We start from the raw sequence: 20,162 nt of genomic DNA, 5'->3' as shown, positions 1-20,162 counted from the left end.
CGCATGGATTCGTCTGCCAACTCTTTGATCAACCCCGACGCCCGCGTGGGCCTCGCCACCAGCGGCGCCGCCACGGGCGCGGCCGCTGCCGGCGTGGCAGGCGGCGCCGCGGAGGACCTGGGCGGCGGCTTTGCGCAGCGCCTGGGTTCGCTTTCGTCGCTGGGCAAGGTGCGCGGCAATCCGCGGGCACCGCTCATCGTCGCCGTGGCGGTGCTCGTCGCCGTGGTCGCCGGGCTCATCCTCTGGTCGCGCGCGCCCGACTACAAGGTCCTTTACAGCAACCTCTCGGACCGCGATGGCGGCGCCATCATCACGGCGCTGCAGGCCGCCAACGTGCCCTACAAGCTCTCCGATGGCGGCGGCGCGATCCTCGTGCCGTCCGAGCAGGTGGGCGAAATGCGCCTGCGCCTCGCCCAGCAGGGCCTGCCCAAGAGCGGCTCGGTGGGCTTCGAGCTGATGGACAACCAGAAGTTCGGCATCAGCCAGTTCGCCGAGCAGGTGAATTACCAGCGCGCGCTCGAGGGCGAGCTCGAGCAAACGATTCAATCGATCCAGAGCGTGAAGTCCGCGCGCGTGCACCTGGCCATTCCGAAGCCCTCGGTGTTCGTGCGCGAGCGCGAGGCGCCCACGGCCTCGGTGCTCGTCAATCTGTATCCGGGCCGTGTGCTCGACGACGGCCAGGTGGCCGCCATCACGCACATGGTCGCCTCGGCCGTGCCCGATCTGCCGGTGCGCAACGTCACCGTGGTCGACCAGGACGGCAACCTGCTCACGCAGAGCGCCACCAGCGCCGGCCTCGACGCCTCGCAGCTCAAGTACGTGCGCCAGGTCGAGCACGACACCCAGTCGCGCATCGACGCGATCCTCGCGCCGCTGTTCGGCGCCGGCAACGCGCGTTCGCAGGTCAGCGCCGACCTCGACTTCTCGAAGCTCGAGCAGACTTCGGAGAACTACAGCCCGAACGGCAGCCCGCAGCAGGCCGCCATCCGCAGCCAGCAGCAGAGCATCGCCACCGACGCGCAGCAGGCCAATGCCGGCGGCGTGCCCGGCGCGCTCTCGAACACGCCGCCGCAGCCGGCTTCGGCGCCCATCGCCGTGGCGGCCGGCGCAAACGCGAACGGCGCGGCCCCCACCACGCCGATCTCGGATCATCGCGACACCACCACGAACTACGAGCTCGACCGGACCGTGCGCCACTTCCAGCAGGCGGCGGGCGACATCAAGCGCCTCTCGGTGGCCGTGGTCGTGAACTATCAGCAGCAGGTGGACGCCAAGGGCCACGCCACCATGCAGCCGCTCGACGCGCAGAAACTCGCGCAGGTCGAGCAGCTCGTGAAGGACGCCATGGGCTACGACGCAAAGCGCGGCGACTCGGTGAACGTGGTGAACGCCGCGTTCCAGCAGGAAGTCGACCCAGGCGCGAACCTGCCGTGGTGGCGCCAGCCCGACATGATCGCGCTCGCCAAGCAGATCGCGACCTGGCTCGGCATCGGCGCGGTGGCCCTGTTCCTCTATTTCGTGATGGTGAAGCCGGCACTGCGCCGCGCCTTCCCGCCGCCCGCCCCGGCTGCCGCCACGCCCGCGCTTTCCAGCGACGGCGAGCCGATCCTGCTCGACGGCCTGCCGGCCCTCGACAGGCTCGAAGGCACGGGCGAAGCCGATAGCGACAACGGCCTCCTCGCCCTCGAGAACGAGAAGCACAAGTTCGAACGCAACCTGGAATTCGCGCGCAGCATCGCGCGCCAGGATCCGAAGATCGTCGCAACCGTGGTCAAGAGCTGGGTGAACGATGAACGCTGAAGGAGCCACCAAGAGCGCACTGCTGCTCATGTCGATTGGCGAGGAAGAGGCCGCGCAGGTCTTCAAGTTCCTCGGCCCGCGTGAGGTGCAGAAGATCGGCGCCGCCATGGCCGCGCTCAGGAACGTCAAGCGCGAAGAGATCGACGGCGTGCTGCAGGAGTTCGTGAAGGAAGCCGAGCAGCACAGCGCGCTCTCGCTCGACTCGAACGACTACATCCGCAGCGTGCTCACCAAGGCGCTGGGCGAGGACAAGGCCGGCGCCGTGATCGACCGCATCCTGCAAGGCGGCGACACGAGCGGCATCGAAGGGCTCAAGTGGATGGACTCGGGCTCGGTGGCCGAGCTGATCAAGAACGAGCATCCGCAGATCATCGCCACGATCCTCGTGCATCTGGACCGCGACCAGGCCTCCGAGATCGCCTCGTGCTTCACCGAGCGCCTGCGCAACGACGTGCTGCTGCGCATCGCGACGCTCGACGGCATCCAGCCGCAGGCGCTGCGCGAGCTCGACGACGTGCTGACGGCGCTGCTCTCGGGCAGCGACAACCTGAAGCGCAGCCCGATGGGCGGCATCCGCACGGCCGCCGAGATCCTCAACTTCATGACCAGCCAGCACGAGGAAGGCGTGATCGAGAACGTGCGCCAGTACGATGCCGAGCTGGCCCAGAAGATCATCGACCAGATGTTCGTGTTCGAGAATCTGCTCGACCTCGAAGACCGCGCGATCCAGTTGCTGCTCAAGGAAGTGGAGTCGGAGTCGCTGATCATCTCGCTCAAGGGCGCCCCGCCCGCGCTGCGCACCAAGTTCCTCTCGAACATGTCGCAGCGCGCCGCGGAACTGCTCGCCGAAGATCTCGACGCGCGCGGCCCTGTGCGCGTTTCGGAGGTCGAAGCGCAGCAACGGCGTATCCTTCAGATCGTTCGCAACCTTGCTGAAAGCGGCCAGATCGTGATCGGCGGAAAGGCGGAAGACGCTTATGTCTGACGAAGCAACGCAGATGCAGCGCGCGCGCTCGGCGTACCAGCGCTGGGAGATGGCGTCGTTCGACCCGCCTCCGCCGCCCCCGCCGCCGCCCACGCCCGACGAGACGGCCGCGTTCGAGGCCGAGCTGCAGCGCGTGCGCGACTCGGCGCACCAACAGGGCCTCACGTCCGGCCACGTGGCGGGCCAGGCGCTCGGCTACCAGGCCGGCTACGACCAGGGCCACAAGCAGGGCTTCGAGCAAGGGCGCGAAGAAGCGCGCGTGCAGGCGCGGCAACTGGCGCAGCTCGCGCAGCGCTTTGCCGATGCATTGCAGACGGCCGAAGCGGGCGTGGCCGACACGCTCGTCGAGCTCGCGCTCGACATTGCGCAGCAGGTGGTGCGCCAGCACGTGCAGCACGACCCGACGGCGCTGCTGGCCGCGGCGCGCGAGGTGCTTGCGCACGAGCCGCAGCTCGCGGGATCGCCGCAGCTCGTGGTGAGCCCCGCCGATCTGCCGGTGGTGGAGGCGTATCTGATGGAAGATCTGCAGACGCGCGGCTGGACCGTGCGCACCGACGCGGCGCTCGAGCGCGGCGGCTGCCGCGCGCAGTCGGCGACCGGCGAGACGGACGCGGCCATCGGCACGCGCTGGGAGCGCGTGGCGGCGGCGCTCGGCAAGGCACGGCCATGGTAAACCCGACGCTGCACCAGACCGTGCACCAGGCGATCCACACGGGCGGCCTCACGCCGCTCGAGCAGGAGCTCGCGCTGGCATCGTTCGGGCCTGGCGCGCACGACCCGGCGCAAACGCACGGCGTGCTGGTGGGCGACGACGCGCAGGCTCCGCACGACGCCGATGCGCAGGCACTGCAGGGCGCGCAAGCGAGCGCCGGCGAACGGCACGCGGCGGCGGACGCAACCGGGATGGCCGACGTTGCCGCCGGAGCCGGCTCGGCCGCCGAAGCTTCCCACGCGCCGCACGCCGCCGAGTCCCTGCCCTACGCCGCACCGCGCACGGCGCCCTACACACCGCCGCCGAACTACGACCCCAGCAATCCTCACCTTGGCGCCTGGAATGCGCATCTCGCGAGCGTGCGCGCACGCAACGCGCTGGCCTTGCCGCTGCGCGGCTGCGGGCGCCTCACGCGCGCCGCGGGCCTCGTGCTCGAGGCCGTGGGGCTGCGCCTCGCCGTGGGCGCGGAGGTCATGATCGAGCTGCCGCCGGGCAGCTCGCTGCCGATGGCCGAAGCCGAGGTGGTGGGCTTCGCCGGCGACAAGCTCTTTCTCATGCCGACCACCGAAGTCGCGGGCCTGTTGCCCGGCGCGCGGGTCTGGCCGCTCGAGAGCGCGCCCATCGCCGACCCGATGTCGGGCGCCAAGCGCCTGCCGGTGGGCTGGGGACTGCTCGGCCGCGTGCTCGACGCCTCGGGCCGCCCGCTCGACGGCCTCGGACCGCTCAATACCGAAGCCGATGCGCCGCTCACCGCGCCCGTCATCAACCCGCTGAACCGCGAGCCGATCCACAAGGTGCTCGACGTGGGCGTGCGCGCGATCAACGCGCTGTTGACGGTCGGGCGCGGCCAGCGCATGGGCCTCTTCGCGGGCTCGGGCGTCGGCAAATCGGTGCTGCTCGGCACGATGGCGCGCGCAACCAGCGCCGAAGTGATCGTGATCGGCCTGATCGGCGAGCGGGGCCGCGAAGTGAAGGAGTTCATCGAGCAGATCCTGGGCGAGGACGGACGCGCACGCTCGATCGTGGTGGCCGCGCCCGCTGATGTCTCGCCGCTGTTGCGCATGCAGGCGGCCGCCTACACGACCACGCTCGCCGAATACTTCCGCGACCAGGGCAAGCACGTGCTGCTGCTCATGGATTCGCTCACGCGCTACGCGATGGCGCAGCGCGAGATCGCGCTCGCGATCGGCGAGCCGCCCGCGACCAAGGGCTATCCGCCCTCGGTGTTCGCGAAGCTGCCGGCGCTCGTCGAGCGCACCGGCAACGGCCCCGCGGGCGGCGGCTCGATCACGGCGTTCTACACCGTGCTTACCGAAGGCGACGACCAGCAGGACCCGATCGCCGACTCGGCGCGCGCGATTCTCGACGGCCATATCGTGCTCTCCCGCGCGCTCGCGGAGGCGGGGCACTATCCGGCCATCGACATCGAGGCGTCGATCAGCCGCGCCATGACCGCGCTCATCGACGACCGGCATCTGAACCAGACGCGCGCGCTCAAGCAGATGCTCTCGCGCTACCAGCGCAACCGCGACCTCATCAATGTGGGCGCGTACGTGAGCGGGCGCGACGCGGTGCTCGACCGCGCGATCGCGCTCTATCCGCGCATCGAGGCCTTTCTTCAGCAGGGCTTTCGCGAAACCGCGAACTACGAACAAAGCGTCGAGATGCTCGGCGCGCTAATTGGCAACACTTCGGGTAACGGCCAGGGAGCGAGAACATGACCAAACAGAACGCGCTGCAGACCCTCATCGGCCTCGCGCAGGACGATGTCGATGCCGCGACGCAACGGCTCGGGCGCGTCCAGCGCGAGCGCGTGGAAATCGAGAAGCAATTGAAGGCGCTGATCGACTACCGCGACGAGTATCACGCGCGCTTCACCGAGTCGGCGCGCACGGGCATGGCCGCCGGCAATGTGCGCAACTTCCAGGCATTCATCGACACGCTCGACGCCGCCATCGACCAGCAGCGCCGCATGCTCGAGCAGGCCACGCAGCGCGTCGAGGCAGCGAAGCCCGACTGGCAGCGCAGCAAGCAGAAGCTCGGCTCGTACGAGGTGCTGCAGACGCGCCAGGACGACGTGCAAGCGCTCAAGGACGCCCGCCGCGAACAGCGTGACGCCGACGAGCATGCCGCCCGCGTGCTGCGCATGCGCACTTCGCATTCATGACGCGGGCGCGAGCGCCGCGCGCGCTCATGTCATAGCCGGGACGCGCCTGGGTTTCTCCCTGGAGACACGCTCCGGGCGCGTCCAGATCACGTTCAAGAGAGCAGACAGCATGTCGCTTCTATCCGCAGTCAGTTCGATGTTCGGCGCCGCCGTGGACGCCGCCACGGGCAGCAACAGCAACGGCGCGAGCCCGTCCGATTTCGCGAGCCAGGGCTTCGCGCAAACGCTGCAGCAAAGCATCGCCGCGCAAAACGCGCAGAACATGCCGGGCCTGCAGGCAGGCGGCTCACAGCAGGGCGCGCAGGCGAATGCGTCGATCTCGTCGGCCTACAACAGCGCGAGCGCGGCGGCCACGCAGCATGCGTCGCAATCCTCTCAATCGTCCCAGTCAGCGCAGCAGGCCAATAACGGCGCTTCGGCGCACGACTCGCAGCACGCGTCGAATGGCAACCACCGCGCCGGCGACGCCCATGCGCGCCAGAAGCAGGCCGAAGCCGCGGGCTCGCAGGCCGCCGCGGCGCAGGTTCAGGCACAGCAAGCCCAGCAGGCGGCGCAGCAGGCCCAGAGCGATGGCGACGCCGCCGCCCAGGCCGCCGACGCCACGCTCGCTGGCGTGGCGTCGGCCGCAACCGGAGCCGCAGGCACGGATGCCAACGGCGCGGCCGGCGACGGCACCGGCACCGGCGGCGACGCGCTCAATGCCGCGCTCTCGACGCTGCGCGGCGGCGCGGCCACGCTGAACACGCACGTGGCGAGCGCCGCGCAGGCCACGGCTTCGAACGGGGCGACCATCGCGAGCAGCTTCGCGGCGCACATGGGCACGCAGGCGAAGGCCAAAACCCTGGGCACCGGCGTCGACGACAAGAGCGCCACCGACGGCACCGCGAAGTCCATCGCCGCCACGGCGACCGACGCCGGCACGCAGAACGCCAACGCCGCGCTTGCCGCGGCGGCAGCGGCGACGCAGCAGGCCGCGTCCACGCAAACGGCCGCATCGAGCAGCGCCACGGACGCGCTCGCCGCCACCCAGGCCGCCGCCGCAGCCGCGGCTCAGGCCCAGGCGACCCAGGCCACCCAGAGCGCCAGCGCCAACCCGGCCGCGGCGGCGGCGGCGTCCACCACGCTCGCCCCGCAAGTGGGCACCTCGGACTGGGAGGACGCGCTGAGCCAAAAAGTGGTGTTCCTCTCGAACGCGCACCAGCAGTCGGCGGAGCTCACGCTCAATCCGAAGGACCTCGGGCCGCTGCAGGTCGTGCTGCAAGTCGCCGACAACCATGCGCACGCGCTGTTCGTCTCGCAGCATCAGCAGGTGCGCGAGGCCGTCGAAGCCGCCCTGCCGAAGCTGCGCGAGCAGATGCAGGAGAACGGCATCGGCCTGGGCAGCGCGAGCGTGAGCGACGGCTTCTCGCGCCAGATGAACCAGCAGGCGCAGCAAGACAGCGGCAGTGGCTCGGGCGGCTCGCGCGCGTCGCGCTCGGGCGGCGCCGCCGGCATCGGCTCGGCAGCAGGCGCGGACAGCACCGCAAGCGCCGCCACGACGGCCACGCAGCGCACCGAGGGCTTGATCGACACGTTTGCCTGAGGCATGACGTAGCGCGCGCCGCAAGGCGCAACGCAGGCACCGGGGCATCAAGGCCCCGAGGCTTCAGGCGGCGCGGCCGCGCCGGTCTTGCCCGTGCGCGAGCCGGTGTGCATGCGCGCGCAACCATGCCGCGCGCATCGTGCCCGCCGCGCCTGGCCGCCCACGCTTGCCCGCGCGCGCGGCACAAAGCCAGGAGATAGCCGCAAATCCCCCGTCTATTCCTCCCATCGCTGTAAGCCAAAAGCCGGAACAATGCAGGCTGCCGGAATGAATGCGAGCGCACGCCTTCCGGCCCCGACATCCGCAACACCGGACTCACCCAAAGCTCATCCAGGCTCACAACCGACATGGCGACGACCCCGACCGCAACCCCGCAAGCCGCGCCCCAGAGCGCGCAACCCGGACCGCTCAAGCGCATCCTTCTCATCGCGCTGATCGCGATTCTTGCCGCAGGCGCTGCGGGCGGCGGCGTCTGGTTCTTCATGTCGCGCCACGCGGCCAGCGAGCCGGCCGCCGCGAGCGCGCCGCCGCCGCCGGCCGTGCCGGTCTACTACGCGCTCGAGCCGATGACCGTGAACCTCCAGTCCGACGACGGCGAGACGCACTATCTGCGCGTTGGCCTCACGCTCAAGCTCGACAGCCAGGCCACCCAGGACGCACTCGTCGCGCGCATGCCCGAGATCCGCAGCCGCGTGCTGCTCGCGCTCTCGAACAAGCATCCGTCCGATCTCGCGCCGCTCGACGGCAAGCGCGCGCTCGCCGCCGAGCTCGCGAAACTCATCGCGCAGCCCAGCGACCCGCGCGGCACGCCCGCCCGCGTCGAAGACGTGCTGTTCACCGAATTCGTCGTCCAGTAAGCGCAGCATGAGCACGCTCAACATGAACCCGCGCGTTCGCCCGCATGCCGCGTGCGCGGGCACGACGCAGCCAATCCGGAGCCTGGCATCATGAGCATGGGTCACGACGAGTTCATGTCGCAGGAGGAGGTCGATGCCCTCCTCAAAGGCGTCACCGGCGAAGTCGACATCGAGTCGACCCAGACCGAGCATCAAGGGGTGCGCCCGTACAACATCGCGACGCAGGAACGCATCGTGCGCGGGCGCATGCCCGGCCTCGAGATCATCAACGAGCGTTTCGCGCGTCTGATGCGCGTGGGGATTTTCAACTTCATGCGCCGCACCGCCGAGATTTCCGTGGGCCCCGTGCGCGTGCAGAAGTACAGCGAGTTCACGCGCAACCTGCCGATCCCGACGAACCTGAACCTCGTGCACGTGAAGCCGCTGCGCGGCACGTCGCTGTTCGTGTTCGACCCGAACCTCGTGTTCTTCGTGGTCGACAACCTGTTCGGCGGCGACGGGCGCTTTCATACGCGCGTCGAAGGCCGCGACTTCACGCAGACCGAGCAGCGCATCATCGGCAAGCTGCTCAATCTCGTGTTCGATCACTACACCACGGCGTGGAAGAGCGTGCGTCCGCTCACGTTCGAGTACGTGCGCTCGGAGATGCACACGCAGTTCGCGAATGTGGCGACGCCCAACGAGATCGTGATCGTCACGCAGTTTTCGATCGAGTTCGGCACGACGGGCGGCACGCTGCACATCTGCATGCCCTACTCGATGATCGAGCCGATCCGCGACGTGCTCTCCTCGCCGCTGCAAGGCGAAGTGCTCGACGTGGACCGCCGCTGGGTGCGCGTGCTCTCGCAGCAGGTGCAGGCCGCCGAGGTGGAGCTCACCGCCGATCTCGCGCAGGTGCCGGTCACCTTCGAGCAGATCCTGAATATGAAGAAGGGCGACGTGCTGCCGATGAACATCCCCGAGCACATCGTCGCCAAGGTGGACGGCGTGCCGGTGATGGAATGCGGCTACGGAATTTTCAATGGTCAATACGCGTTGCGGGTCCAGAAGATGATCAGCGCAGCCGACACGATGAAGGAAGGTGGATATGAGTGACGTGAACGCCACGCAAGGGGACGAGCCCGTGCCGGGTCAGCAAGCCGCCGCCGGCGCGCCCGATGCCATGGACGCGATGGACGACTGGGCCGCCGCGCTCGCCGAGCAGAACGGCCACGAGAGCCACGAAGTGGCCGCGCAGCCCGCCGCCGTGTTCCAGCCGCTCTCGAAGGTCGATTCGAACTCGACGCGCAACGACATCGACATGATTCTGGACATTCCCGTCCAGATGACCGTGGAGCTCGGCCGCACCAAGATCGCCATCCGCAACCTGCTGCAGCTCGCGCAGGGCTCGGTGGTGGAGCTCGACGGCCTCGCCGGCGAGCCGATGGACGTGCTCGTGAACGGCTGCCTGATCGCCCAGGGCGAAGTGGTGGTCGTGAACGACAAGTTCGGCATCCGCCTCACCGACATCATCACGCCCTCCGAGCGCATCCGGAAGCTGAATCGATGAAACGCCTTGCTGCATCCGCCGCTGCATCTGCTGCTGCATCTGCCGTCTTCGCGCTGGCCAGCGCAGGCGCAGGGCTTACCGCCTTGCCCGCGCAGGCCGCCGACCTGCAGGCCGTGAACGAGGCGGCGCGCTCGGCATCGAGCGCATCGGCCGTGATCGCGGGCAGCGCGGTGCCGTCGCTCGGCTTCGGCGCGGTGCTGCAAACCGTGTTCGGCCTCGTGCTCGTGATTGGCGTGGTATTCGGCTGCGCATGGCTGGCGCGGCGCCTCGGCTTGCAGCACGGCCCGAGGAGCGCGCTCGTGAAGACCGTGGGCGGCGCCTCGCTCGGCGGCAAGGAGCGCGTGGCCGTGGTCGAGATCGGCGACACCTGGCTCGTGCTCGGCGCCGCGCCCGGCAACGTGCGCCTCCTGCACACGATGCCCGCGGGCGAGCTGCCCGCCTCTGCCGGCATGGCTGCCGGCTCCGCCGCCCTTCAGGGCACCTTCGGACAGCGCTTTCGTGACGCGCTGAAACACGAAGCAGGCAAACGTTTCACGCGTCACGACGGCGGAGCGCAGTAAATGCACGGCAGCACCCATCATGACGCGCTCGCGGGCGGCCACGCTCGCGCGCACACTTCCTCGATCGTGAGATTCTCGCGCGCGGCCTTGCCTGTCGCGCTCGTGCTTGGCGCGGGCGCCGCGGCGCTGCTGCTGCCGCACCTGGCTCACGCACAAGCCGCGCAGCCGCAGGGCCTGCCGGCCTTCAACACGAGCCCGGGCCCCAACGGCGGCACCACGTATTCGCTGAGCGTGCAGACGATGCTGCTGCTCACGATGCTGTCGTTCCTCCCCGCGATGGTGCTGATGATGACGAGCTTCACGCGCATCATCATCGTGCTCTCGCTGCTGCGCCAGGCGCTCGGCACGACGACCACGCCGCCCAACCAGGTGCTCGTGGGCCTCGCGCTGTTCCTCACGATGTTCGTGATGTCGCCCGTGCTCGACAAGGCCTATAACGACGGCTACAAGCCGTTCGCCGCCGGCACGATCTCGATGGACGACGCGGTGGCGCGCGGCGTCGCGCCGTTCAAGACCTTCATGCTGCGCCAGACCCGCGAGTCGGACCTCGCGCTGTTCGCGCGCATCTCGCACGCCGCGCCCATGCAGGGCCCCGAGGACGTGCCGCTCACGCTGCTCGTGCCCTCGTTCGTCACGAGCGAGCTGAAGACGGGCTTCCAGATCGGCTTTACGATCTTTATTCCGTTTCTCATCATCGACATGGTGGTGGCGAGCGTGCTGATGTCGATGGGCATGATGATGGTGTCGCCCGCGACGATCTCGCTGCCGTTCAAGCTCATGCTGTTCGTGCTCGTGGACGGCTGGCAACTGCTGATCGGCTCGCTCGCGCAGAGCTTCACCTGAGGAACTTGCGATGACGCCCGAAACCGTCATGACCCTTTCGCACGAAGCGATGTATGTGGCGTTGCTGCTGGCCGCACCGCTCCTGCTCGTGTCGCTCGTGGTGGGTCTCGTGGTGAGCCTCTTCCAGGCGGCCACCCAAATCAACGAAAGCACGCTTTCGTTCATCCCCAAGCTCATCGCGATTGCGGTGACGCTCGTGATTGCCGGGCCGTGGATGCTCACCACCATGGTCGATTACATGCATCGCATGTTCGCGAGCATTCCGTCGCTTGCGGGCTAAGCGCGCCTTTTAGACCGCGCGCACGCTTCGGCTCTCTCACGATGTTCACCGTCACCTACGCGCAGCTCAATCTCTGGCTCACCGCGTTCCTCTGGCCGTTCACGCGCATTCTCGCGCTCGTGGCCGTGGCGCCCGTGCTCGGCCACCGCTCGGTGCCCACGCGCGTCAAGATCGGGATTGCCGCGTTCATCACGCTGATCGTCGCGCCCACGCTCGATCCCATGCCGCAAGTTACGGCGTTTTCGGCCGAAGGCGTGTGGATTCTGGTCAATCAGTTTCTGATTGGCGCGGCGCTCGGATTCACGATGCAGATCGTGTTCGCCGTGGTGACGGCAGCCGGCGACATGATGGGCCTCGGCATGGGGCTCGGCTTCGCGTCGTTCTTCGACCCGCAGGCCAATACGTCCACGCCCGCGCTGTCCTCGTGGCTGAACATGATGGCGATGCTCGCGTTTCTCGTCTTCGACGGGCATCTGCAGATGATTGCCGCGCTAGTCGAGACGTTCCATAGCGTGCCGGTGTCGGCCAACGTGCTTTCGGGCAATGGCTACCGGCTGATCGCGGGCTGGGGCGCGACGGTGTTCAGCGGCGGGCTGCTGCTCTCGCTGCCGGTGGTGGTGGCGGTGCTCATCACCAATATCTCGCTCGGCATCCTCAATCGCGCGGCGCCGCAGATCGGGATCTTTCAGATTGGCTTTGCGCTTACGATGCTCGTGGGCTTGCTGCTGATTCAGATGATGATGCCCAATCTGATTCCCTACTTCGCGCGGCTCTTCGATAGCGGCATCGATCAGATGGGGCGCGTGGCGGCGGGGCTCAGGCCGGGGCCGTGAAGTGCCTGCGATGCCGCGGCACTCGTGCCCCTAGAGCAACGCGGTGAGCGTCACCCACGTCTGCTGGCGCGCCGCGTGCTCGGGCCCCTGGCCTGCCCGCAGTGCGTAGCTGATCTGCGCCGACACATGCTTGCCGCTATAGCTCGCGCCAATCCCGTAGCCCTGCAGGTGCACCGATGCCCCCGTCATGGCGCCATCGTTGCGCATTCTGCCGCGCGCGTCGTCATAGAAAATCTGCAACGCGGTGCCCGGCAGCGGCCGGATGAACTGGCTCACGCCGACGGAAACAATCACGCCGTCGTCCACGGCCGCCGCGTTCTGGTCGTACGCGCGCACCGCCGATGGCCCGCCCAGCCCGAGCCGCTGCGAACCGTCCAGCGCCCGGCTGGCCCACTGGCCACGGACCGCCAGCGAGGCTTGCGTGGTTGACGTGAGCGATTGAATGAATGTGGCGGACGGCTCGAGCTTGTAGAAGTCGTAGCGGCGATCGAGATATGGCGCATCGCTGGTGCCAAAGTCGTATTCCTTCTGCCTCGTCTCGCCACGGCTCGCCACGACGCTGTACTGCGTCACGTTCCTGCGTGCGCCCCAATTGCCGTAGTAATTGCCGTCGGCGCGCAGTGAGGCCACGAGACTGCGTTGCCGGCTCTCGAGAATATTGTCGAATTTTTCGTCGGTCGAATCCCATGCCTCCAAACCCGCGCCGAGGTCGAGACTCGCGTTGGCGGTGCGAATCGCCGGCGTGGAGCCGTACAGGCTGACGACGTCGGCCGAGCCTGTGCCCAGGCCGCTAAACTCCTCGCCGAGCTTGTAGTCGACGTGCGAGTACGCCACACCCGCGCGGCTCGCGCCCAAGCCGGTCAGCATGTCATAGGACACACGGCCGAGACGCGTGCGTCCTTCCTCGCCGGCGCTCGTCTGCATGAAACGCGGCGTGAAGTAGACCGTCCCCTGCAACTGGTCGCCCAGGCCGAGCACGTTGTTGACGCCGCCCGAAACACCCACCCGGCGCCACCCCGCCTGACGCGAACCCGAGTTGTCGAGGGTCGCCGCGGCGTAGTAGCGGTCGGCCGGCGTGACGTCGACATCGACGATCGTCCCGCCCGGCTCCGTTCCCGTCGAGAGCGTCGACGACACCGAGCCGACGCCGGGAATGCCTTCGACGACGCGCATATTGCGTTCGATTTCGCGCAGCGTCGGCGTGCTCTCGTTGGTACTCCCGAGGATGGCCTTGAGCCGGTGCGTCGACACCTTCGAGCCGTTTTCCACGCCAATCGATTCGACGTGGCCGCGCTCGATGCCAAAGCGCACGACGCCGGCCGTGACGGTCTGCGGCGGCAGCGTCACGCGCGCGAGCGTATCGCCGCCGTTGTAGAGGACCGTCGTCAGCTCGTCGCGCAAGGTCTGCAATTGCGCAAGCGTCACGCTGCGGCCATGCCACGGTGCGAGGAAGGCATCGACACGCTGCTGCTCGGCTTCGGACAGCGCGCCGCCAAAATCGAATGCGTTGACGACGAAGGCAAACTCGCCCGCGGCAGGCGCCGCTTCGGCCGGAGTCGATGATTGCAAGGCAGGGGCGCGCTCAGTCGCGGATTCGCCTTCGATGCCACGCGTCGTGTCGGCGTTCTGCCGCAGCAGCGCGCCGGCGCTGGGCGGCTCATAAGCATGGGCGGAGCCGTGCCACGCCGTCAGGCCGAGCAAGGGCAGACATGCGGGACCGAGGCGACGGCAAAGGTGCCGGTACCGGTTGGAGACTTTCAAGGTGCGAAGGAAAACGAGGAGGCCAATCAAGGCGACCCAAAGGGTGCAAACTGGCGTGCGCCAATCCGGCAGACGTTGCCGGCGGTGCCGGGAATCGCAGGGGAATGGGTGCGCCAACCATGAAGGGAGAGGCAATGCATGCCTCTCCCGTATCGTGCGATCCGGCGGGACCGGCTGGAGGCGGGCGGCCGCTGGCGCGATCGGCGTGGGCCGATGGCGCCAGCGTGCCTCACGCCTGGCCGATCACCGGGGATCGATGCGGCGGTTATCGTCCGCCGGCACTGCTGTCGCTGCCGCTGCCGTTATCCGAAACGGTGATGGGCGTGGGCAGAATGATCTCCGGGGCCTTCAGCTTGCCCCAGTACGTCGGGGCCAGAGATTCCACCGTGAGCGTCTTTCCGGCCGTGTTATTGGCCGCGAAGACAGCGACCGCGCGCAGCGAGACGTCGACGCCCGCGCGGGTCTGCGACGTCGGATACTGGCCGATCAGACCGGTATACGAGATCGTCGGGATGCCCGTGATCGGATCGAACGAGATGCCGGGATCGACGGCCATCATGACGCTGCCCTTGCGGCTGGTCACGTTGCCGAGCTGGTAGATGCCCTTCGTGCTGCTGTCCGTGCAGCCCGTGCCGGGGACGCAGACGTTATTCGTGGAATGGACCACGATATCGCCATCGGCGTTCACGTCGCGAATCAGGTAAACCGTGTCGCCCTCGAGCGAGACGGTCTTGCCGCTCAGCGAACCGGTCTGAAGCGTTCCGCTCGTGCCGATCATCACGTCCTGACCCGCCGTGGTGCTCACGCCATAGTCCTGCACGACGTTGGAGCCCGTGAGGTAGACCGAACCCTTGGACGCCGTGATGTTCGCGTACTGCTTCAGATTGCCGCCGCTCGCGCTGTCCGACGAGATGGACACGTCGCCCGTCGAGGCGGTGATCGACGCATTGACGTCGACGCCCGAACCCTGCATGGACACGCTGCGGCCGTTGACCGCGCCGTTGACCGTGAGGGCACCGTTGCCCAACGCGCCGACCTTGACGTCGCCGCCGGCGTTCAGCCGTTGCGCGAGGATCGTGTTGCTTGCGCCGATCTGCACGTCGCCACCCGCCGTGGTGCTGACGCCGCTCTTCTGCAAGACGTTGGTGCCCGTAAGCAGGACCGAGCCCTTGGACGCCGTCACGTTCGCGAACTGCTTGAGGTCGCCCTCGCCCGCGCCGTCGGCCTTGACGGACACGTTGCCCGTCGAGGCGGTGATCGGCGCATTGATCTCGAGATCCGAGCCCTGCATGGACACGCTGCGCCCGTTGACCGCGCCGTTGACCGCCAGCGGGCCGTAGTCGGTGCCGACCAGGATGTCGCCGCCGGCGCTCAGTTTGGACGCCAGGATGGTGTCGTTTGCGCCGATCTGCACGCCGTCACCTGCAACGGTGTTGACGCCATTCTTCTGGAAGACGTTGGTGCCCCAGAGCTGGACCGAACCCTTGGACGAGTTGATGTCCGCGTTTTGCTTCAGATCGCCCGAGCCAAAGGCGTCCGCTTCGATGGACACGTTGCCCGTCGAGGCATTGATCGACGCGTTGGTCTCGACGCCCGTGCCCTGCATCGACACGCTGCGCCCATTGATCGCGTTGTTGGCCGCGAGGTAGCCTTCCAGCGTGCCAACCTGGACGTCGCCGCCGCCGATCAGCCTGGCTGTCTGGATGTTGCCGTCTGCGCCAATCGAAATGCCGTCGCCTGCGTTGGTGACGACACCGTTCTTCTGCACGACGTTCGTGCCCGTGAGCAGGACCGAGCCCTTGGACGCCGTGATGTTCGCATTCTGATTCAGATCGCCATCACCCATGCCATTGGACTTGACGGCAACGTCGCCCGTCGAAGCGGTAACCGACGCGTTGATGTCGACGCCGGTGCCCTGCATCGACACGCTGCGCCCGTTGATCGCGCTGTTGACCGCGAGGGGGCCGACCGCCGTGCCGATCTGGACGTCGCCCGTAGCGTTCAGCCTGGCTGCCTGCAGCGTGCCCGCTGCGCCAATCGAAATGCCGCTGCCGGCATTGGTGTTGACGCCGTTTTTCTGCAAGACGTTGGTGCCCGTGATCAGGACCGAGCCCTTGGACGCCGTGATATCCGCGTTCTGCTTGAGATCGCCCTGGCCCAGGCCATTGGCCTTGATGGACACGTCGCCCGTCGAGGCGGTAATCGACGCATTGGTCTCGACACCCGTGCCCTGCATCGACACGCTGCGCCCATTGATCGCGTTGTTGACCACGAGGGGGCCAACCGCCGTGCCGATCTGGACGTCGCCGGTAGCGTTCAGCCTGGCTGCCTGCAGCGTGCCCGCTGCGCCAATCGAAATGCCGTTGCCGGCCGTGGTGCTCACGCCGGTTTTCTGCACGACGTTGGTGCCCGTGACCAGGACCGAACCCTTGGACGCCGTGATATCCGCGTTCTGCTTCAGATCGCCCGTGCCCAGGGCATTGGCTTTGATGGACACGTCGCCCGTCGAAGCGGTGATCGATGCGTTGGTTTCGACACCCGTGCCCTGCATGGACACGCTGCGCCCGTTGATCGCGCTGTTGACCACGAGGGGGCCGGTCACCGCGCCAAGCTGGACGTCGCCGCCGCCGATCAGCCTGGCTGCCTGGATCGTGCCGCCCGCGCCGATCGAGATGCCGTCACCCGCATTGGTGGTGACGCCGTTCTTCTGCAGGACGTTGGTGCCCGTGAGCAGGACCGAGCCCTTGGACGCGGTGAGGTTCGCGTTCTGGTTCAGATTGCCCAGGCCCGCAGCATCGGCCTTGACGGACACGTCGCCCGTCGAGGCGGTAATCGCCCCATTGATGTCGACACCCGTGCCTTGCATCGACACGCTACCGCCATTGACCGCGCCGTTGACCGCGAGGGATCCAACGCCGCCCGCGCCGATTTTGACGTCGCCGCCGCTGTTGATACGGCCGTTCGACACGACATTGCCGCCGGCGGTCCCGATCGTGACCGCGCCTTGCGATGCGTTCAGGGTCGCGCCGTTCTCGACGACCACATTGTGGCCGGCGCTCGCGTAGTCGCCACCCGTCGGCGCGGTGTTGGCGTTAAACGGGGAGAGGAACGGGGGGTAGCTCACCGGCGTGGAGCCGATCGTGATATCGCGCCCGGCGGTGATCTGGCCACCCGCGCTGACGTTGCCATCGAGTTGCGAACCGAGGATCACCGAGCCGCCCTCGCCGGAGCTCGCGCGCGTCGCTTCGATCGTGCCCGTGTTCTGAACCACCGTTGCGAGCATCGCGCCCGTTGCCGCGGCGTTGAGCTGAACGTCGCCGCCCTTCGCGGAGATCACGCCGCTATTGGCCGCGAGCGCGTTCTGCGCCTCGCGCCCGAGCATGACCTTGAATCCGGAGTTGCTCATCTGCATCGCCACGCCGTCGGCCGCGCCGAGCGTGACGTCCCTGGCGCGAATCGTGCCCTGGTTGGTGGCCTTCGCGCCGAGCAGCACGACGGCTTCGGTTGCGTTCAGCTGGCCGTCGTTCGAGACGACGCCACTACCGCCATTCGCGGACAGGTTCATGACGCCCCGTGCGTCGCCGCCGTCCATGAACTGCTTGTCGTCGACGTTCAGCGTAGACGCGACGAGACTCCCCACGTTCACCGTCGACGTCTTGCCAAACATCACGCCCGCGGGGTTGACCACGAAGACGCGGCCGTTCGCCGTCAGCGTACCGTCAATTTGTGTTGGCGTTGCCGTGGCGACGCGGTTGAGCACCGCCGAAGTCGCGCTGGGCTGCTTGATCGCCACTGCCTGGTTTTTGGCGATGTCGAAGTTGGTCCAGTTGACGACCATCCTGTCGGTGGACTGGGTGATCGTCGTATTGTTGCCCGAGGTATTGATGGTCCCGCTGCCCGCTGCGACAACCCCGCCCTGCACCGCCCATGCGCCGTTCGCGTAGCCCAGCGCCGCGCCCAGCATGGCCGGCATGACCGCGAGGCGGAACGCCTGCTGCCGTGTCGATTGGGAGCGTTTGTGGCGGGTGGATTTGTTGTAATTCATTTCCTGGCCTTGTATCGAGTTCTTTTCGTTACCCGGCGGGACGCTTTGGTCGTTCCTCACGCGGGAGCTCTTCGGACTGCTTGCGAAAGCAAAACGCATGCGTTGTAAGCAATCGTAAGCAGCCTGAGGATCTTATTGGCGGCGAGGAAAGCGGAACGTAAGATGATTCTTAAAATCGCGCACTGACTGGAGTTGGGCAAGGGGCGCGGCAGCGGCGCGGAGATAAAAGCGGCGGTGCGCTGTAGGCGCACCGCCGCTGTGTTGTCTCTTCTACCGCGTAGCCGCACCGGGGATCTTCGCCTCTTCCGAAGGAAATCCTCGATAGGCCTTTGTTCTTTTACCACTGTGTTAGTTGCCAGTACGCAGCGTTGATACGCTCGTAGCGCGAAGGTGGAAGATTCACCAGACCTTCGCCGTCACCGCCTCGCTGAAACAGGAGATAACTATCGCCCCACATTATCTCCGGCACCGGAGTACGAAATATCTGTCGGGCAATCAACTTGCCCGATGCCGCATCAAAGACGCGACCGACGTACTTGGGGTTGTCGCCGCGATTCCAGTCGAGCGTGCACTCTTCCGCAATGTAGCGGCCATTGGGCGACGTGCTTCGAGTGCAGTCATAGGCCCTCGAGTCTGAGCGGTGCGTGATGAATAGAAAAATCAGCGCCAGCACTGCAATTGCGATTGCGATTGCGATTGCGATTGCCGATTTTTTAACAATGAGATACATCGGCAGCCCTCAAGGAATTAATCCTTGGCGATGCTACGCACACCTTGAGAGAGCCAATCTCATTAAGTTCGCGATAGTCAACAGATGAATACCGCCAGGCTGTCGCGCACGCTCGCCGCAAACGAAAAAGCGGCGGCACGCCAAACGCGCACCGCCGCTTTTTTGTGCGGAAACTACCCCGAACCGATCAGGGATTGATGTACTGGAACAGCGAAAGATTCTGCGTAGCCGCGAAGCTCTTTTGCGAAGCCGTCAGCGCATTCGACAGCTGCGTGTACTGCGTAATCGCCGCGGTCATATCGGTGCTCGTCAGGTCCGACAGATTCGACGTAATCTGCAGCGAATTCGTCGACGTGACCGTCTGCAGCGCCTTCACTTCCTGCTCGCGCCCGCCCACCGAGGCCTGGATCGTGACCACATTGGAGATCGAGTTTCCGATCGCCGTGAGACCGGCCTGCAGCGCATTCGTGAGATTGGCGCCCGCGCTCTGGCTGCCGTTCACCGGTGTCTGCAGCGCGGCAATCACGCTGTCGATCGTCGAGAACATGCTGCTGTTCTGCGGCGTCGTGGCCGGCGTGACAGAGAACGTATCCGTTGCCAAAGGCGTGCCCGTGATCGTCACGGTCATGCCGACCTGGCCGGGCGCGCCAAGGTCGATCGGCGAGCCAGAGGTATACGGCTGATCCGACGAGAGCGTCGTAGCCGGATTGGTCGAATTGTCCATCACCGAATAGGTGAGCGCGCCGGTGGTAGGGTCGTTGCCGAACTGGATCGAAAGAGGGTGGCCGTTCGTGGCCTGGGCGGGATTGGTCACCGTGACGCCGCTGATCGTGCCGGTGCCCCCGTTTTTCGAGCTGCCCGCGGCCACCGCCTGCGAGCCCACGGCCGAGACGCTCTGGAACACCGCAGCGCCTGTGTCGCTCACCGCGATCTGGCGCGACCCGCCCACCTGGACCAGACGCTGGCCCTGGTCGCCGTTGTATTGCACGCCGCCGCCCGGCAAGTTCGTGAAGACCTGCGAGGTGCTCTTGAAGCCCGAGAACAGATAGTTGCCCTGACCGTCGGTGGTGTTCGCGAGCGTGAGCAGCTGGCTGCGTTCGCCCTGCAACTGCTGGGCGAGCGCCTGGCGGTCGGAGTCGTTGAGCGAGCCGTTCAGCGCCGACTGGATCTGCTGGCTGATGGCCTGCAGCGTGCTCGTCACGCTGGAGAGCGTGGAGTCTTCGAGCTGCAGCGATGAAAGCGCCGTGTTCTGGTTCGACGCGTACTGCGTGAGCGTCGCGCTCGTGGCCGAGAGCTGCACGGCCTGGGCCGCGCCGAGCGGGTTGTCGGCGGGGGTCGAGAGCGAGACGCCCGTCGAGATCTGCTGCTGCACCTGGAGCAACTGCGCCTGCTGGTTCTCCATCGTGGAGAGGCTGGCCGAATAAATCTGGGAAGTCGCGATACGCATGGGTCAGCGCC

At 67.1% G+C, this 20,162-nt stretch carries 17 protein-coding genes; 13 read left to right on the top strand and 4 right to left on the bottom strand.

Annotation, left to right across the window (positions count from 1 at the left end; genetic code table 11):
* The first annotated feature begins 3 nt into the window (after positions 1 to 3).
* The 13 genes from fliF (at position 4) to fliR (ending at position 12,168) form a co-directional block, all read left to right on the top strand.
* Positions 4 to 1,800 (top strand): flagellar basal-body MS-ring/collar protein FliF, encoded by a 1,797-nt coding sequence (gene fliF, locus E1956_RS03715; protein WP_134747484.1) that lies wholly within the window; start codon positions 4 to 6, stop codon positions 1,798 to 1,800.
* Positions 1,790 to 2,785, top strand: coding sequence for a flagellar motor switch protein FliG (gene fliG / locus E1956_RS03710; protein ID WP_134747483.1), 996 nt, complete (start codon positions 1,790 to 1,792; stop codon positions 2,783 to 2,785). The genes fliF and fliG overlap by 11 nt, the downstream gene beginning before the upstream one ends.
* Positions 2,778 to 3,458 (top strand): flagellar assembly protein FliH, encoded by a 681-nt coding sequence (gene fliH, locus E1956_RS03705; protein ID WP_134747482.1) that lies wholly within the window; start codon positions 2,778 to 2,780, stop codon positions 3,456 to 3,458. Before fliG ends, fliH begins: the two co-directional genes overlap by 8 nt.
* A complete protein-coding gene (fliI, locus tag E1956_RS03700) occupies positions 3,452 to 5,218 on the top strand; it encodes a flagellar protein export ATPase FliI (protein WP_134747481.1) in 1,767 nt (588 codons plus the stop codon). The genes fliH and fliI overlap by 7 nt, the downstream gene beginning before the upstream one ends.
* Entirely contained in the window at positions 5,215 to 5,664 is a 450-nt protein-coding gene (fliJ, locus tag E1956_RS03695; protein ID WP_134747480.1) for a flagellar export protein FliJ, read from the top strand. Before fliI ends, fliJ begins: the two co-directional genes overlap by 4 nt.
* 109 nt (positions 5,665 to 5,773) lie before the next feature.
* Positions 5,774 to 7,246 carry a flagellar hook-length control protein FliK gene (locus tag E1956_RS03690; protein ID WP_134747479.1) on the top strand — a complete coding sequence of 491 codons (1,473 nt, stop codon included), beginning with the start codon at positions 5,774 to 5,776 and terminating at the stop codon, positions 7,244 to 7,246.
* A gap of 347 nt (positions 7,247 to 7,593) precedes the next feature.
* Complete coding sequence (gene fliL / locus E1956_RS03685; RefSeq protein WP_134747478.1) at positions 7,594 to 8,103, top strand: flagellar basal body-associated protein FliL; 510 nt, start codon at positions 7,594 to 7,596, stop codon at positions 8,101 to 8,103.
* Positions 8,104 to 8,199: 96 nt separating this feature from the next.
* Complete coding sequence (gene fliM, locus E1956_RS03680; RefSeq protein WP_134750329.1) at positions 8,200 to 9,198, top strand: flagellar motor switch protein FliM; 999 nt, start codon at positions 8,200 to 8,202, stop codon at positions 9,196 to 9,198.
* Complete coding sequence (gene fliN / locus E1956_RS03675; protein WP_134747477.1) at positions 9,191 to 9,652, top strand: flagellar motor switch protein FliN; 462 nt, start codon at positions 9,191 to 9,193, stop codon at positions 9,650 to 9,652. The genes fliM and fliN overlap by 8 nt, the downstream gene beginning before the upstream one ends.
* Entirely contained in the window at positions 9,649 to 10,212 is a 564-nt protein-coding gene (gene fliO / locus E1956_RS03670; protein ID WP_134747476.1) for a flagellar biosynthetic protein FliO, read from the top strand. The genes fliN and fliO overlap by 4 nt, the downstream gene beginning before the upstream one ends.
* The gene (gene fliP, locus E1956_RS03665) at positions 10,213 to 11,055 is read left to right on the top strand and encodes a flagellar type III secretion system pore protein FliP (RefSeq protein WP_134747475.1); all 843 of its coding nucleotides are present in this window, start codon (positions 10,213 to 10,215) and stop codon (positions 11,053 to 11,055) included. It begins immediately after the preceding gene.
* Positions 11,056 to 11,065: 10 nt separating this feature from the next.
* The gene (gene fliQ / locus E1956_RS03660) at positions 11,066 to 11,335 is read left to right on the top strand and encodes a flagellar biosynthesis protein FliQ (protein ID WP_028221867.1); all 270 of its coding nucleotides are present in this window, start codon (positions 11,066 to 11,068) and stop codon (positions 11,333 to 11,335) included.
* Between the two features lie 41 nt (positions 11,336 to 11,376).
* Complete coding sequence (gene fliR, locus E1956_RS03655; protein ID WP_134747474.1) at positions 11,377 to 12,168, top strand: flagellar biosynthetic protein FliR; 792 nt, start codon at positions 11,377 to 11,379, stop codon at positions 12,166 to 12,168.
* A gap of 30 nt (positions 12,169 to 12,198) precedes the next feature.
* On the opposite strand, the gene E1956_RS03650 is transcribed toward fliR, so the two are convergent.
* From E1956_RS03650 to flgL, 4 genes are all read right to left on the bottom strand, one after another.
* Entirely contained in the window at positions 12,199 to 13,869 is a 1,671-nt protein-coding gene (locus tag E1956_RS03650) for a ShlB/FhaC/HecB family hemolysin secretion/activation protein (RefSeq protein WP_232071252.1), read from the bottom strand.
* A 325-nt stretch (positions 13,870 to 14,194) separates the two neighbouring features.
* A complete protein-coding gene (locus tag E1956_RS03645; protein ID WP_167759971.1) occupies positions 14,195 to 17,974 on the bottom strand; it encodes a beta strand repeat-containing protein in 3,780 nt (1,259 codons plus the stop codon).
* A 337-nt stretch (positions 17,975 to 18,311) separates the two neighbouring features.
* Positions 18,312 to 18,704, bottom strand: coding sequence for a hypothetical protein (locus tag E1956_RS03640; RefSeq protein ID WP_134747472.1), 393 nt, complete (start codon positions 18,702 to 18,704; stop codon positions 18,312 to 18,314).
* 187 nt (positions 18,705 to 18,891) lie between these two features.
* A complete protein-coding gene (flgL, locus tag E1956_RS03635; protein WP_134747471.1) occupies positions 18,892 to 20,151 on the bottom strand; it encodes a flagellar hook-associated protein FlgL in 1,260 nt (419 codons plus the stop codon).
* Between the last annotated feature and the right edge of the window lie 11 nt (positions 20,152 to 20,162).

This window comes from Paraburkholderia pallida (assembly GCF_004524855.1).
Classification (GTDB): Bacteria; Pseudomonadota; Gammaproteobacteria; order Burkholderiales; family Burkholderiaceae; genus Paraburkholderia; species Paraburkholderia oxyphila.
Note: the sequence above shows the minus strand (reverse complement) of the source record. Positions and strands in the feature narration are given on the sequence as shown.

Bases quoted from the DNA above. Each gene is read 5' to 3' on its own strand.
- fliJ (WP_134747480.1), top strand. From the start codon at position 5,215: ATGACCAAACAGAACGCGCTGCAGACCCTCATCGGCCTCGCGCAGGAC.
- E1956_RS03645 (WP_167759971.1), bottom strand. From the start codon at position 17,974: ATGAATTACAACAAATCCACCCGCCACAAACGCTCCCAATCGACACGG.
- fliR (WP_134747474.1), top strand. From the start codon at position 11,377: ATGTTCACCGTCACCTACGCGCAGCTCAATCTCTGGCTCACCGCGTTC.
- fliG (WP_134747483.1), top strand. From the start codon at position 1,790: ATGAACGCTGAAGGAGCCACCAAGAGCGCACTGCTGCTCATGTCGATT.
- fliI (WP_134747481.1), top strand. From the start codon at position 3,452: ATGGTAAACCCGACGCTGCACCAGACCGTGCACCAGGCGATCCACACG.
- fliQ (WP_028221867.1), top strand. From the start codon at position 11,066: ATGACGCCCGAAACCGTCATGACCCTTTCGCACGAAGCGATGTATGTG.
- fliH (WP_134747482.1), top strand. From the start codon at position 2,778: ATGTCTGACGAAGCAACGCAGATGCAGCGCGCGCGCTCGGCGTACCAG.
- fliN (WP_134747477.1), top strand. From the start codon at position 9,191: ATGAGTGACGTGAACGCCACGCAAGGGGACGAGCCCGTGCCGGGTCAG.
- fliF (WP_134747484.1), top strand. From the start codon at position 4: ATGGATTCGTCTGCCAACTCTTTGATCAACCCCGACGCCCGCGTGGGC.
- flgL (WP_134747471.1), bottom strand. From the start codon at position 20,151: ATGCGTATCGCGACTTCCCAGATTTATTCGGCCAGCCTCTCCACGATG.
- E1956_RS03640 (WP_134747472.1), bottom strand. From the start codon at position 18,704: ATGTATCTCATTGTTAAAAAATCGGCAATCGCAATCGCAATCGCAATC.
- fliO (WP_134747476.1), top strand. From the start codon at position 9,649: ATGAAACGCCTTGCTGCATCCGCCGCTGCATCTGCTGCTGCATCTGCC.
- fliM (WP_134750329.1), top strand. From the start codon at position 8,200: ATGGGTCACGACGAGTTCATGTCGCAGGAGGAGGTCGATGCCCTCCTC.
- E1956_RS03690 (WP_134747479.1), top strand. From the start codon at position 5,774: ATGTCGCTTCTATCCGCAGTCAGTTCGATGTTCGGCGCCGCCGTGGAC.
- fliL (WP_134747478.1), top strand. From the start codon at position 7,594: ATGGCGACGACCCCGACCGCAACCCCGCAAGCCGCGCCCCAGAGCGCG.
- fliP (WP_134747475.1), top strand. From the start codon at position 10,213: ATGCACGGCAGCACCCATCATGACGCGCTCGCGGGCGGCCACGCTCGC.